Origin of the sequence: Lentzea roselyniae, from assembly GCF_039537795.1 — a bacterium.
GTDB lineage: Bacteria > Actinomycetota > Actinomycetes > Mycobacteriales > Pseudonocardiaceae > Lentzea > Lentzea atacamensis.
This window is the reverse complement of record NZ_BAABBE010000011.1, coordinates 144617-157817: the sequence shown is the minus strand read 5'-3', so window position 1 is coordinate 157817 and position 13201 is coordinate 144617. Positions and strand designations below refer to the sequence as shown.

Below are 13201 nucleotides of genomic sequence, written 5' to 3'. Positions count from 1 at the left end.
ATGTTCGGATCGTTGGGCATCTACAACTATCGCTTGTACGCCTCCGGCCAGATCATCTCGCTGGTCGGCGTCTGGATGCAGCGCGTGGCCCAGGACTGGCTGGTCCTGGAGCTCACCAACGGCTCCCCCGTCGCCCTGGGCATCGCCGCCTCCCTCCAGTTTCTGCCCGTGCTCCTGTTCTCCATGTGGGGCGGCGTGCTCGCCGACCGCCTCGACAAGCGCAAGTTGTTGCTTTGGCTCGAATCCGCGCTGGGTGTCTGCGCGCTGGCGCTGGGCCTGCTGGACGTCACCGGCGTCGTGCAGCTCTGGCACGTCCTGGTGCTCTGCTTCCTGCTGGGCTGCTTCTCCGCGGTGGAAACCCCGGTGCGCCAGTCGTTCGTCGTCGAGATGGTCGGCCGCGAGTCCCTGACCAACGCCGTGGCGATCAACTCGATGATGTTCAACCTGGCCCGCATCATCGGCCCGGCCATCGCCGGCGTGACGATCGTGGCCATCGGCACCGGCTGGGTCTTCCTGGCCAACGCCATCAGCTTCGTGGGCGTCGTGCTCGGCATCTGGCTGATGCGCACGTCCGAGCTCCTCCGCTCCGACCCGCTGCCGCGCGAGAAGGGCCAGCTGCTCTCCGGCCTCCGCTACGTCCGCGGCCGCCCGGACCTGCTGACCGTGATGCTCCTGGTCCTCTTCATCGCCACGTTCGGCATGAACTTCTACATGACCCTGGCGATCATGGCCCGCAACGTCTTCGGCGGCGACGCCGACGCCTACGGCCTCCTCTCCACGCTGATCGCGGTCGGCACCTTCGCGGGCGCGGCCTGGGCGGCCCGCCGCAAGACGCCCCGACTGACCGTGTTCATCGGCTCCGGCATCGTCTTCGGCCTGCTGGAAGCCATCTCCGGCCTGATGCCGACGATGCTCCTGACCGGTCTGATGATGATCCCGGTGGGCATCGCGATGATGACCTTCAACACCACCGCCAACGCCACCATCCAGCTGGCGGTCGAACCGGAGATGCGCGGCCGGGTGATGGGCATCTACATGCTCGTGTTCCTCGGCGGCAACCCGGTGGGCGGCCCGCTGATGGGCTGGCTGGGCGAGATCAACGGCCGCGCGCCGATCGTGGTGGGCGGCGCGGTGTCGATGCTGGTGTCGATCACCGCGTGGATCATCCTGGTGAGGCGCGGCGACATAGCCAGGCCCCGCCCACGCTTCCGCAAGCAGAAGCAACACGAAGACCCTCCCGCCAGCACAGCAGAACTGCAGCCGTCAGACAGGTAGTCGCCACGAACGTCTCGCGAGGCCGCAGGCGAGCGGCGAGGGCCGAACGCAACCGGGGACGACCCACAAAATCAGCCCAACAACGTAGCCGCACTGGGATCGGTGATCAGCGCGGCGAACGTGTGCCGGTCCTCCCACCGCTCCGTCACCCACGCGAGTGCGCGCGCCAGGCCCTCGGGGGTGTCGGTGGCGTGCGGCACACCGTCCGCCATCCACCACTCGACGCGCTGTCCGTCGACCACGAGCTCCTCGTGCACGACGACGACCCCGTCCGGCAGCGCGACCTCGAGCAGCTCGCAGGCCATCCGCACCGCCGCGAGGTCCTGCCACCGCACGACCTCACCGACGTGATCCGGCGACCCGTCGAACTCCTCGGAAGCGAGCGCGAGGTCCAGCAGATCCGCCAGCTCCTCGGACCCGTCCGCGAGCAACACCCGGGATGGCGGCACGACCCCGAGCAGCCACGGGTGGTCGAGCACCACCACGTCGTCGGCGAACACGACCTCACCGGAAAGCACCCGCACGCGCTCAGGCGGCGCGAAATCTCCTTCAGGCAAAGCCGCATGGGCCCGCAGCACGACCGCGTCCGCGATGGCCCGGTCCGGATCCCCGAGCCGCTCCAGGACGAACTCGGCATCGTCGTCGTCCCAGATCTCCAGCCGCGACCGGACTCCGGCCGCCCGCAACACGTGTTCCGGCAGCTCCAGCTCGGGCACGGCGTCGAAGAGCCCGTCCAGCAACGAGGCCTCGGCCAGCCGGTACTCGCGCGGCGCCTTTCCGGCAAGCGTTGCGTGCCGGGCGATCCACCAGCCCGTGTAACCGTCGGGCTCGGTGACCGCACGCCACGTCACCGGATCCGAGGCCAGCAACCGCAACGCGGCCGGCCAGTCCGCCACCAGGTCCAGATCCCGCACGGCCACCACGCGACGAGGCTCGTCCGCCATGGACGACCACCACGCGGACTCGTCCGGCAGGTCGTGGTCCGGTCCTGACGGCTCGTCGTCGATCACCACGGAGAACGTGTCGACCACACCGACGGCGACCAGGGCGGCCCGCGGGTAGGCGTCGGCGATCTCCTTGGACAACAACGGAAACGCGTCCGCCTCGACCACGCCGACCAGAGCGGAGTCGGGCATCAGCAGCTCGTCCGCCCGGTGCCACTCACCGGAAGCGTCGGGCAACGCCAGCGCGCCCAGCCACGGTTCCTCGCCCGCACGCAGCGCCGCGCGGTCGACCAGGCGCAGCACGGTTTCGATCAGGTCCTCGCCGTCGAGACCGGCCTCGGCGTCCTCCACCGAGCGGGCGACGTTCTCCCGCAACGAAGGATCGGCCAGCAGCTCGGCAGCTCCGGCCTCGACCGCGCCCAGCCGCACCAGCAGCGGATGAACGGCGTCCGGGTGCACCACCCGCAGACCGGGCAACGGCTCGTCCGCGATCAGGGTCGTGCGCGGCCCGGTGACCGTGCGCCCATCGGCCAGCGGCACGGGCAACGACTGCAGCGCCTCGCGCACGTCCGGATCGACCTCGGCCAACGGCTCGAAGGCGGCGTAGACCTCCCGCCACCAACCGGGATCGCCGTCGACACCGGCCAGCGCGGCCACCACCTCGGCGGTCGACACCCGCGGAACTTCCAGCGCTGCCAACGCCTTGGCGTGCACCGGCGCGGACAGCTCGGCGTCCAGCAGGCCCGGCAGCGCGTCCTCGACCAGCTCGACGAGCTCCTCGGAGCCGACGTCCAGCACGCGAGCGCGCGCAGGAGTGATCCACTCGCCGGAAGCCAGCGGCAGCCACGAGGCGGCGCGCAGCTCTCGCAGCACGGCGGTGCGCAGCCGATCGTCCACTTCGGACAAGGGGAAGCCCGGCAGCGGCACCAGAGCGGTCCGCTCGACCGCGGGCACCCGCTGCACCAGCGCCGGGTACAGCGCGGCGGCGGCGTCCAGCACCGACCAGGCGGCGGCGCCGGGCAGCACGCGGCGGCGTGACGGCTCGACCGGTGTGGTCGCGATCAGACGGGCCGGCAACGACAAGCGTTCGTCGGTCGGCGTCGGCGCGTGCAGCACGTCCTCGCCGAGCTCCGAGTCCAGCGGGTACGCCCAGACGACCGTCCAATGGGGACGGTGCTCGACGCCCTGCACCAGCTCGGTGGGCAGCTCACCGGTCGTGCGCTCGACGAGCCAGCGCGACGAGCCGATGGTGACCACACCGTCCGCGGTGACGAAGCGTTCCCACGACTGGGAGCCGATCTCGATGCGCCGCAGACCCGGCAGCGCGAGCAGCAGGTCCGGCACCTCGTCCACGAAGTCGTCGAGCGAGAGGTCGACCTTCAGCGGCAGCCGGACCTCGGTCGTGAAACCGGCGGGAACCTCTTCTGCGCACGGCCAGACCAGGCGCAGCACCGGCACGTCCCCGCCGCGCTCCGACGCCAGCTCCGGCACCTCTGCACGCGTCCGCGCGGCGGAGAACTCCACGCCGCCGGAGGTGGAAACGACCCGAGGCGCGTCCGTCACGGCCAGCACGGCCGCGAAACCGACACCGAACTGGCCGACGCCGGACTCCTTGGCCGAGGCCCGCAGCGAGGCCAGCGCGGCGACACCGGCGGCGGTCAGCGGTGCACCGGTGTTGGCGGCACGCAGCTCGCCGTCCACCAGAGTGATTCGCAACACACCCGGCTCTGCGCCGGCCGCGTCGGCCGCGTTCTGGGCGAGCTCGACGAGCAGACGGTCCCGGTAACCACCGAGACGGAGGTCTTCCTCAGCGTTCGCGTCTTCGCGGAAGCGGGTGGGCGAACCACGCCACGCGGCGAGGACCGAGGTGCGCAGGGCCTCGGTGCCGAACGGGTCGGTCACTCCGAGACGTCCAGCTGCGCGTCGTCGTAGACGAGATCGGCGACCGGGACGATCGAACCCATCTCGACCTCGACCTCCGAGTGCGCGCCGCAGCCGTACTCGACGTGCACGACGTGGCCGTCCGCGGGCGAGATCTCGTTGGCGCACACGCCGAACGCGGCACCGAACGCACCGGCCACGCGGGTGTAGAAGCCGCACGTGCCGCAGTGCGCGGGGGCGCTGCGGGCCATGTCGGACTTCGGGCCGAAGTCCGAGGACGCCCAGCGGTCCGCGGCCTCGAGGCGGCCCTCGCGGGACAGCACGCGCGTGCGGCCGAGGCCGATCTCCAGCGCGACCTCCTCCACCGCGGGGTCGTCGGACTGCACGTAGGCCTCGACCAGGCGCGGGTCGTTCTCGCGGGGCGGCAGGAGGTCGCCGACACCGAGGTCGCCTGCGCGGACCCGCTCGCTCCACGGCACCCACTCGGGCGCGACCAGAGCGTCCTGACCCGGCAGCAGCACGACCTCGCTGACCGACACCGGGGTGCCCTCGCCCGCGTAGGCGACGGTCACCGCCCAGTTCCAGCCGCGGTAGCCCGCGTGCTCGGCCTCGAACAGGTGCGTCACCGAGAATTCGTCCTCGCCGAGCACCCCGACGTGAGCGCCGACGCGTTCCAACCCGGCTTCCTCCTGCGCGGCGGCGCGGGCGAGGTCAACGGCGTCGGCGAGCAGTTGCGTGGCGTTCACGTCGTGAATTGTGCCGCAGGTCTTCGCCGGGACGAAAACTCGTGCCACCCTCCGTGGGGTGCGCTCACCCGTCTGGCTGTTCATCGTCGCGGTTCTGGCCGCCTGTTCGCCGCAGCAGGAGACAAAACCGCAGGTAGAAGTCCTGCAAAAGATCCCTCACGACTCGTCGGCGTTCACCCAGGGGTTGGAACTGGTCGACGGCGTCCTCTACGAGGGCACCGGGCTCGAGGGCCAGTCGACGATGCGCGCGCTCGACCCGTCGAGCGGCGACGTGCAGAAGAAAGTCGATCTTCCGCAGGACTTCTTCGGCGAAGGCATCACGGTCGTCGGCGACACCATCTGGCAGATCACGTGGCGCAACGGCGTGGCGATCGAACGCGACCGCAAGACGCTGAACGAGGTCCGCCGGGTGAACTACAGCGGCGAGGGCTGGGGCATCTGCGACGACGGTCAGCGGCTGATCATGAGCGACGGCAGCGCGAAGCTCACCTTCCGCGACCCGAAGTCGTTCTCCGAGACCGGCAGCGTGCAGGTCACCCGCGACGGCAAGCCGCTCACCCAGCTGAACGAGCTGGAGTGCGTCGGCGGCAAGGTCTGGGCGAACGTGTGGAAGTCCGACGAGATCGTCCGCATCGACCCCGCCAACGGCCAGGTGACCGACGCCTACGACCTGTCGTCGCTCAAGCCGACGGGCCAGAACGTCGACGTCCTGAACGGCATCGCGCACATCCCCGGCACCAACGAGTTCCTGGTCACAGGCAAGAACTGGCCCACCATCTTCCGAGTGAGGTTCAACGGAATGGGGCAGGATTGAGGGTGTGACGGGCAACGGCGGGTGGAGTGACGAGCCGACTCCGAAGCGCTACCCGTGGCAGGACGACGAGTACCAGCCGCGGCAGCGTTCCCGTCCCGCGTCCGAGCACGGTTTCCAGGCCCCGCCCCGCCGTGCCCAGAACACCCGTCCGCTGCCGAACCAGGATCAGCAGACCACCCCGACGCCCAAGCCGCCGAAGAAGCTCACGGTCACGCGCGTCGCGTGGTTCCGCAGCAAGCAGCTCTCGCAGCAGGCCGTCGCGGCGTTCCGGCGCGCAGCCCACGCCGACGGTGCCAAGAAGTCCGGCATGTCGTCAGTCACCTACGCGGTGATGATGAACTACGCCGCCGATGCCGCGATGGCCGTCGCGCTGGCGAACACGCTGTTCTTCAGCGCCGCGTCGGCGGAGTCCAAGACCAAGGTCGCCCTGTACCTGTTGATCACGGTCGCGCCGTTCGCGTTGATCGCGCCGGTGATCGGCCCGCTGCTGGACAGGATCCAGCGCGGCCGCCGGCTGGCGCTGGCCGCGTCGTGCGTGGTGCGGATCGTGCTGTCGATCGTGATGGCGCTGAACTTCGACAACTGGCTGCTCTACCCGGCGGCGCTGGGCAGCATGGTCCTGAGCAAGTCGTTCACGGTGCTCAAGTCCGCGATCACCCCGCGCGTGTTGCCGCCGGAGATCACGCTGTCCAAGACCAACGCGCGCATGACGGTCTTCGGCCTCGCTGCCGGTGCGGTGTTCGGTGCGTTCGCCGCCGGGTTCGCGAAGCTGTTCGGCTCACCGGGCGCGCTGTGGTTCACCGCGGTGCTGTGCCTGGTGAACGCGGTGCTGTGCATGCGGATCCCGTCCTGGGTCGAGGTGACCGAGGGCGAGGTTCCCGCCACGCTGACGTCCAGGCCCGCCAAGCAACGCATTTCCCGGCACGTTGTGGTCGCGTTGTGGGGCAACGGTTCCATCCGCATGCTGACCGGGTTCCTGACGTTGTTCGCGGCCTTCGTGGTCCGCGCGCAGACCGAGGGCGACGCGTTCCAGCAGCTGCTCCTGCTCGGCGTGATCGCCGCCGCCGCCGGAACCGGCAGCTTCCTCGGCAACGCGATCGGCGCACGCCAGCAGTTCGGCAAACCGGACGAGGTGATCCTCGCCTGCGTGGGTACGGCTCTCGTCGTGACCATCGTGGCCGCGGCGCTGCCCGGCCTGGTCACCGCCGCGATCGTCGGCCTGCTGGGCGCCACGGCGTCGTCGCTGGCCAAGGTCGTCCTGGACGCGGTGATCCAGGACGACCTGCCGGAGGAGTCGCGCGCGTCGGCGTTCGGCCGCTCCGAGACGATCCTGCAGCTCGCGTGGGTCTTCGGCGGCGCGCTGGGCGTACTGCTGCCCGCGACGTTCTGGATCGGCTTCCTGGTGCTGGGCGTCCTGCTCGCGCTCGGACTCACCCAGACCTGGCTGTACCGCAACGGGACGTCGTTGCACAGGCTCGTCCGCAGGCCGGCTCCTGCGACCCCGTAGGCTGCCTGACGTGCGTCGACTTGCTTCTGTCCTGGCCGCCAGCGTCCTCGTGCTGACCGGATGCGCTCTGCCTCGGCACGACCCCGAGGTCACGTTCTACGCGAACGGCAAGACCATCCGCCTCGAGCCGACGATCTACTGCGACATCGACGGCTCCAACTGCGCCGAGAAGAACGCGCCCGGCACGTTGAAGGTGCCGGCGGGCAAGGTCGTGCAGATCTCGGTGGACGGCCAGCTCGCGGACGGCCTCTGGGAGGTCGTGTGCGTGTACGAGAACGCCGCCAAGGTGCAGGAGGGCTGCTCCTCGCCGTTGCTCGGCAAGGGCGACAACTTCTCCTACACGCTGGCCGTGCCGAACGAGAAGGACCAGCTGCTGCGCATCGAGGTGCACGAGGCGGCCGGCGCGGTGCTGGACACCGGTCAGCCGCTGATGCGCGGTTCGTGGGTCGTCGACATCACGCGCTAACGCCTGCCGAACGCTTCCCACCACTCGCTCGGCACGATCCGCAGGGCCGAGTCCATCAGCGCCTTGCCGGTGTCGGTGACCACCGATCCCTGCATGGTCTGGATGAAGCGCTCCATCTTCGTGACGCCTGCGGCCTGGTACTCCCGTGCCTGCAGCAGAAGTTCCAGCTTGTCGGCGTCACGGGAGCAGCGCGCTTCGGGCGTGTGGTCGTCGCCCTTCGCGGACTCGTGCTCGGCGACCAACGCCTCGATGTGCGCGGCAAGAGGCGCGGGCAGGTTCTTCACCTGGTCCCTGGCCACTTCCTCGGGCGGCACCTTCACGTCGAGGTAGAGCTTGCCGACGTACGGGATGTCGCCGATCCGCGCTTCGGGCACGTCGTGGAAGAGGCCCAGCGTCGCCGCCCGGTCCGGGTTCGCACCCTCCTGGACGGCGATCGCGTACGCCAGCACGCCCACCCGGAACGAGTGGGCGGCCACCGACTCGGGGTTCTGCACCCCGGCGAAGAGCCACCCCGCTCTGGGCAGGCGTTTGAGCTGGCCGACCTCGTAGACGAATTCGACGATCTTGTCAGCTTCGGACATGCGGCCGATCTTTTTACGGATCGAGGTCCCGCGCCACCGCCCGGACGACCTCGGCGACGAGCTTCATGCTCTTCTTGTCGGACGGGTAGCGGCCGCGGCGCAGGTCGGGCTGCACCTTGTTCTCCAGCAGCTTGATCATGTCCTCGATCAGGCCGTGCAGCTCCTCCGCGGGACGGCGGCGCGCCTCGGCGACGGACGGCTGCGGGTCGATCAGGCGCACCGACAGCGCCTGCGGGCCGCGCCGGCCCTCCGCCATGCCGAACTCGATGCGCTGGCCGGCCTTCAAACCGGTGACACCCGGAGGCAACGCGGCTTTGCGGACGTAGACGTCCTCGCCACCGTCCTGGGTGACGAACCCAAAGCCCTTCTCCGTGTCGTACCACTTGACCTTGCCGGTCGGCACCGCGCTCACCATTCCCAAGCTTGTCGCACAACGAACGCGCCCCAGGCGTACCCAGGACGCGTCTCACCAGAGTAGCCAGAAGACCAGGCGGAAGGCACCTCCGTTAGCGCGACTACGCTGCCCGCATGACCGCTCCGAAGTTGATGCCGCTGGCCATCGGCCTGTTCGCCATCGGCGTACTGGCGATCATCGCGGTCTTCGTGCTCTTCGCCACGGGCCACAGCGACCTGCCGCTCTGGCTGAACGTCGCCGCCACCTACCTGCCGGCGATCGGCCTGGCGCTCGGGATCATCGCGGTGATCAGGAAAGCACGCCAGAAGAAGTCCTGAGCCACTCCGGGAACTCGCGCAGGTCCTCCAGCACGACCGCGGCGCCCGCTTCTGCCAGCTCAGCGCGTGAACAGGGCCCCGTCACCACGCCGACGGCCAGCGCACCGGCGGCCTCGGCACCCCGCATGTCGCCGACGTGATCACCGACGTAAACGGCCGCGCCGTGCAGCTTGAGCGACTCCGCCTTGCCCGTCGACCACAGCTCGCCGTAGAGGTGGTCGACCTCCCAGCCGAGAGCTTCGAGGTGCAGCGCGGCGTTCTTGCGGTACTTGCCCGTCACGACCATGGTCTGGCCACCCAGCTCCCGGACGGCCTGCAGGGCGTGAGAAGCACCGGGCAGCGCGACCGTCGCCGGGATCACGACCTCGGGGTACAGCGCGCGGAAGAGCGTGACCAGGTCCGGGATCTCCTCCTCCGGCACGCCCATCTCGCGGTAGATCATGTCGAGGGGCGGGCCGAGGTTCGACGCGAAGTGCTCGCCGTCCAGCTGGTGTCCGGTGCGGGCGCCGACTTCGTTCATCACCGCCGCCATGCCCGGTCTGGGGTCGATGAGGGTCATGTCGAGGTCGAAGCCCACGGTGAACGGCACAGAACCCAACTCTACGTCTGTACAAAAACTGTATCTGTGTAAAGCTGGCAGCGTGAGCGACATCACCGAGCTCTTGCTGGATGCGGCTGCGGACCTGCTCGCCGTCCACGGGTTCCACGGACTGCGCATGATCGAGGTCGCCAGCCGCGCCGGGGTGAGCAGGCAGACCGTCTACAACGAGTTCGGCAACAAGGAAGGGCTCGTCCAAGCCGTCGCGGCGCATCGGACCGAGGAGTACCTCACCGGGATCGCCAGCCGGCTCGGCCAGGACCCCGATCCGTGGGAGGCGATGCGATCGGCGTTCCGGTTCACCTTCGAGCAGACCGAGAAGGACCGGCTGGTCTCCGCCATGCTGACCGGGCAGGACGCCGAGGACCTGTTGCCGTTCCTCACGACCAGGGGCCATCCCGTGCTGTTCCACGCGACCGAGGTCGTCGAGCAGCACCTCACCGAGCACTTCCCCGGCAGGCACGTGCGGCTCGCGGCGGAGACGACGGTGCGGCTCGCGCTGAGCCACCTGCTGATGCCGAGCGGCGACCTGGAAAGCGCTGTCGACGCCGTGGTCAGAGTCGCCAAGGCCACGTTGGAGGCCTGAACACCTCCCCTTGTTGCAATAATCTGGCAACAAGGGGAGGTGTCCGGTGGTTGCTGTCGGGACGCGTTTGCGGGCCGGTGCGGCGTTGCTCGGTCCGGCGTTCGTCGCCGCGATCGCGTACGTCGATCCCGGCAACGTGGCCACCAACACCGCGGCGGGCGCGAAGTACGGGTACCTGCTGGTGTGGGTGCTCGTCGTCGCGAACGTCATGGCGGGGCTCGTGCAGTACCTGTCGGCGAAGCTGGGCCTGGTCACCGGGCAGTCGTTGCCGGAGGCGGTGCGAGATCACCTGCCACGTCCGGCACGGCTCGCGTACTGGGGCCAGGCGGAGGTGGTCGCGATGGCGACCGATCTCGCCGAGGTGCTCGGTGGCGCCATCGCGCTGTCGTTGCTCTTCGACCTCCCGCTGCTGCTCGGCGGGGTGATCACCGGTGTCGTGTCGACGGTGTTGCTGCTGGTGCAGGACAAGCGCGGGCAGCGGCCGTTCGAGCGGGTGATCACCACGATGCTGGCCGTGATCGCGATCGGGTTCGTGGCGGGGCTGTTCGTGTCACCGCCGTCCGTTTCCGGTGCCGTCTCCGGTCTGCTGCCGAGGTTCGACGGCGCGGACAGCGTGCTGCTCGCGGCGGGCATGCTCGGCGCGACCGTGATGCCGCACGCCGTCTACCTGCACTCGGCGCTGGCCCGGGACCGGCACGGCAGGAATCCGGCGTTGCTCGGCACGACCAAGGTCGACGTGGTGGTCGCGATGATGCTGGCCGGTGCGGTGAACCTGGCGATGCTGCTGCTCGCGGCCTCGGCCTTGCAGGGCGAGGACGGCGTGGACACGCTCGAAGGAGCGCACGCGGCGGTCGGCGCCACGCTGGGCGGCGGCATCGCGCTGTTGTTCGCTCTTGGTCTGCTGGCTTCGGGTTTCGCGTCCACGGCGGTCGGTTGCTACGCGGGCGCGGTGGTGATGGACGGGCTGCTGCGGGTGCGGGTTCCGTTGCCGGCAAGGCGAATCGTCACCCTGGTGCCGGCTTTGGTGATCCTGGCGCTCGGGGTCGACCCGACGTTCGCGTTGGTGCTGTCGCAGGTCGTGCTGTCGTTCGGCATCCCGTTCGCACTGGTGCCGCTGGTGTGGCTGACCGCGCGCCGTCCGTTGATGGGTTCGTTCACGAACCGGCGCACGGTCACCGTTGCCGCTTCCTGCGTGGCGTTCGCGGTGGTCGTGCTGAACGTGGCGTTGATCTACCTGACGATGTCCCCGTAGTCGACACCGAGCTGGCGCAACGCCTCTTCCAGCGTGCGCATGACGTCGATCGTGTTCTGCCAGGTCATCAGCGGGCTTTCCACGAGGCCCGCGGCGATGCACTCCTCGACCGCGCGGATCTGGTGCTGGTAGCCCTCGTCCTCGATGGTGTGCTCGACACCGTTGATCGTCGCCTTCGTCGCGGCGAACATCGGCTCGGCCAGGTCGATCCGCCCCGAGGTGCCGACGATGTCCGCCGTGCAGCCGAGGTTCGCGACGAGCGAGCAGCTCAGCAACGCGTGGGCGCCATCGGGATACCCGAGCAGCAGTCCGGCGTCGGAGTCCACATCGGATGGTGCCCTGCCACCCCACGCGCGGACTTCCGAGGGAACCCCGAGCAGCAGGTGCGCGAGCGCGACCGGGTAGACGCCGAGATCGAGCAGCGCCCCACCGCCGGCTTCCTTCGCCCAGAGCCGGTGGTCCGGATCGAAGGCGAGCGCGAAACCGAAAGTCGCGCGGAGGGAGCGGACCTCACCGATCTCCCCGCTGCGCACGGCCTCGTGCACCTTGCGGATCAACGGGTTGAACCGCGTCCACATGGCTTCCATCAGGAAGAGGTTCTTCGACTTCGCCCTTTCGATCATTTCCTCCGCGTCGGCGACCGTGAGCGCGAAGGCCTTCTCGCACAGCACGTGCTTGCCGGCGTCGAGCGCGGCGAGCGTGACCTCCCGGTGCTGCCCGTGCGGGGTCGCGACGTAGACGACCTCGACATCGGGATCAGCCAGCAGGTCGCGGTAGTCGCCGTACGCGCGCTCGATGCCGAACCGCTCGGCGAACGCCTCGGCGCGGCTCTTGTCGCGTGAAGACACCGCGAGAACGGTGACGCCCTCGACCTTCAGCATGTCGGCGGTCACGGTCTGCGCGATTCCGCCTGTTGCGATCACACCCCACTTCATGAAGTGAGCTTAGATTGAAGGTATGCGCCTCATCCTGAACGTGATCTGGCTGGTGCTCGCCGGGTTCTGGATGGCCGTCGGCTACGCGGTCGCCGGTCTCATCTGCTGCATCCTGATCATCACGATCCCGTGGGGCATCGCGTCGTTCCGCATCGCCAACTACGCGCTCTGGCCGTTCGGGCGCGAGGTGGTCGACAAGCCCGGCGCGGGCACCGGGTCGTTGCTGGGCAACATCATCTGGATCATCGTCGCCGGTCTGTGGCTCGCCATCGGCCACATCCTCACCGGCATCGCGCTGTGCGTGACGATCATCGGCATCCCGCTCGGCGTCGCCAACTTCAAGCTGGTGAAGGTCTCGCTGGTGCCGCTGGGCAAGGAGATCGTCGAGGTCCCGTGAGGGTCTCCCGCTCCTCGTCGGGGGCGAGGAGCGGAAGACCTCTCATCAGGCACGCACCGTCAGGCTTCGTCGCCCGACAGCTCGTGCAGGCACAGGATGTTGCCCTCGGTGTCCGTGAACCACGCCGCGCGCTCGTTGCCCATGACCGCGATGTGGTTGGTGGTCTTGAGGTCGGGCATGTCGTAGTCCTCGAAGTGGACACCCTTGTCCTCGAGCTCGCGGATCTCGCCCTCGAGGTCGGGCACCTCGAAGCTGAGCACCGTGTGTGCGGTCTGCGCGCCCTTTTCCGCAGGCATCAGCCCCAGCGCGTCGCCCTGGCCGAGCGCGAAGATCCGCGTACCGTCCGGCGCGGTGGCGAGGGCCTTGAGGCCGAGCTTGTCCGCGTAGAAGCGCCCAGCCCGGTCTGGGTCTTCTACGGGCAGCATCGTCGTGGTTCTGGTGGCGGTGAGCATGCGCGCCTCCTTCGACGGAATCCCACGATGTTGCG

15 protein-coding genes are annotated in these 13201 nt (G+C 69.2%); 8 read left to right on the top strand and 7 right to left on the bottom strand.

Translation table 11 applies throughout. The features are described from left to right. The gene (locus ABFX45_RS21320) at positions 1-1275 is read left to right on the top strand and encodes an MFS transporter (protein ID WP_109631733.1); all 1275 of its coding nucleotides are present in this window, start codon (positions 1-3) and stop codon (positions 1273-1275) included. A gap of 71 nt (positions 1276-1346) precedes the next feature. Here the strand turns inward: ABFX45_RS21320 and ABFX45_RS21315 are convergent, their stop codons facing one another. Further along, positions 1347-4121, bottom strand: a complete 2775-nt coding sequence (locus tag ABFX45_RS21315) for a sacsin N-terminal ATP-binding-like domain-containing protein (protein WP_346131761.1) — start codon at positions 4119-4121, stop codon at positions 1347-1349. Next, the gene (locus ABFX45_RS21310; RefSeq protein ID WP_233439177.1) at positions 4118-4846 is read right to left on the bottom strand and encodes a DUF3027 domain-containing protein; all 729 of its coding nucleotides are present in this window, start codon (positions 4844-4846) and stop codon (positions 4118-4120) included. The genes ABFX45_RS21315 and ABFX45_RS21310 overlap by 4 nt, the downstream gene beginning before the upstream one ends. Before the next feature lie 58 nt (positions 4847-4904). On the opposite strand from ABFX45_RS21310, the gene ABFX45_RS21305 reads away from it, so the two are divergent. Genes ABFX45_RS21305 through ABFX45_RS21295 form a run of 3 tightly spaced genes read left to right on the top strand, consistent with a single transcriptional unit; the run spans position 4905 to position 7633 of the window. Further along, entirely contained in the window at positions 4905-5660 is a 756-nt protein-coding gene (locus ABFX45_RS21305; protein ID WP_109633126.1) for a glutaminyl-peptide cyclotransferase, read from the top strand. A 4-nt stretch (positions 5661-5664) separates the two neighbouring features. Continuing rightward, entirely contained in the window at positions 5665-7167 is a 1503-nt protein-coding gene (locus ABFX45_RS21300; RefSeq protein WP_233439176.1) for an MFS transporter, read from the top strand. A gap of 10 nt (positions 7168-7177) precedes the next feature. Then, complete coding sequence (locus tag ABFX45_RS21295; protein WP_170154736.1) at positions 7178-7633, top strand: DUF2771 family protein; 456 nt, start codon at positions 7178-7180, stop codon at positions 7631-7633. Here the strand turns inward: ABFX45_RS21295 and ABFX45_RS21290 are convergent. Beyond that, complete coding sequence (locus ABFX45_RS21290) at positions 7630-8214, bottom strand: HD domain-containing protein (RefSeq protein ID WP_346131760.1); 585 nt, start codon at positions 8212-8214, stop codon at positions 7630-7632. The two genes, ABFX45_RS21295 and ABFX45_RS21290, sit on opposite strands and share 4 nt — an antisense overlap. Positions 8215-8227: 13 nt before the next feature. Beyond that, positions 8228-8617 (bottom strand): cold-shock protein, encoded by a 390-nt coding sequence (locus ABFX45_RS21285; RefSeq protein WP_030470853.1) that lies wholly within the window; start codon positions 8615-8617, stop codon positions 8228-8230. A gap of 125 nt (positions 8618-8742) precedes the next feature. Between ABFX45_RS21285 and ABFX45_RS21280 the strand changes: the two genes are divergently transcribed. Continuing rightward, entirely contained in the window at positions 8743-8946 is a 204-nt protein-coding gene (locus ABFX45_RS21280; protein ID WP_109631708.1) for a hypothetical protein, read from the top strand. Here the strand turns inward: ABFX45_RS21280 and ABFX45_RS21275 are convergent. Further along, complete coding sequence (locus ABFX45_RS21275; protein ID WP_109633124.1) at positions 8918-9535, bottom strand: HAD family hydrolase; 618 nt, start codon at positions 9533-9535, stop codon at positions 8918-8920. The genes ABFX45_RS21280 and ABFX45_RS21275 overlap by 29 nt on opposite strands. Before the next feature lie 52 nt (positions 9536-9587). Here ABFX45_RS21275 and ABFX45_RS21270 point away from each other — a divergent pair, with 52 nt between their 5' ends. Both ABFX45_RS21270 and ABFX45_RS21265 read left to right on the top strand, forming a co-directional pair. Next, positions 9588-10130 carry a TetR/AcrR family transcriptional regulator gene (locus tag ABFX45_RS21270; RefSeq protein ID WP_170154735.1) on the top strand — a complete coding sequence of 181 codons (543 nt, stop codon included), beginning with the start codon at positions 9588-9590 and terminating at the stop codon, positions 10128-10130. Between the two features lie 46 nt (positions 10131-10176). Further along, a complete protein-coding gene (locus ABFX45_RS21265; protein ID WP_109631701.1) occupies positions 10177-11382 on the top strand; it encodes an Nramp family divalent metal transporter in 1206 nt (401 codons plus the stop codon). On the opposite strand, the gene ABFX45_RS21260 is transcribed toward ABFX45_RS21265, so the two are convergent. Continuing rightward, positions 11361-12317 (bottom strand): Gfo/Idh/MocA family protein, encoded by a 957-nt coding sequence (locus ABFX45_RS21260; protein WP_109631696.1) that lies wholly within the window; start codon positions 12315-12317, stop codon positions 11361-11363. The genes ABFX45_RS21265 and ABFX45_RS21260 overlap by 22 nt on opposite strands. 22 nt (positions 12318-12339) lie before the next feature. Here ABFX45_RS21260 and ABFX45_RS21255 point away from each other — a divergent pair, with 22 nt between their 5' ends. Next, entirely contained in the window at positions 12340-12714 is a 375-nt protein-coding gene (locus ABFX45_RS21255) for a YccF domain-containing protein (RefSeq protein WP_109631692.1), read from the top strand. Positions 12715-12773: 59 nt separating this feature from the next. Here ABFX45_RS21255 and ABFX45_RS21250 read toward each other — a convergent pair whose 3' ends face one another. Further along, positions 12774-13166, bottom strand: a complete 393-nt coding sequence (locus ABFX45_RS21250) for a VOC family protein (RefSeq protein WP_109631688.1) — start codon at positions 13164-13166, stop codon at positions 12774-12776. Between the last annotated feature and the right edge of the window lie 35 nt (positions 13167-13201).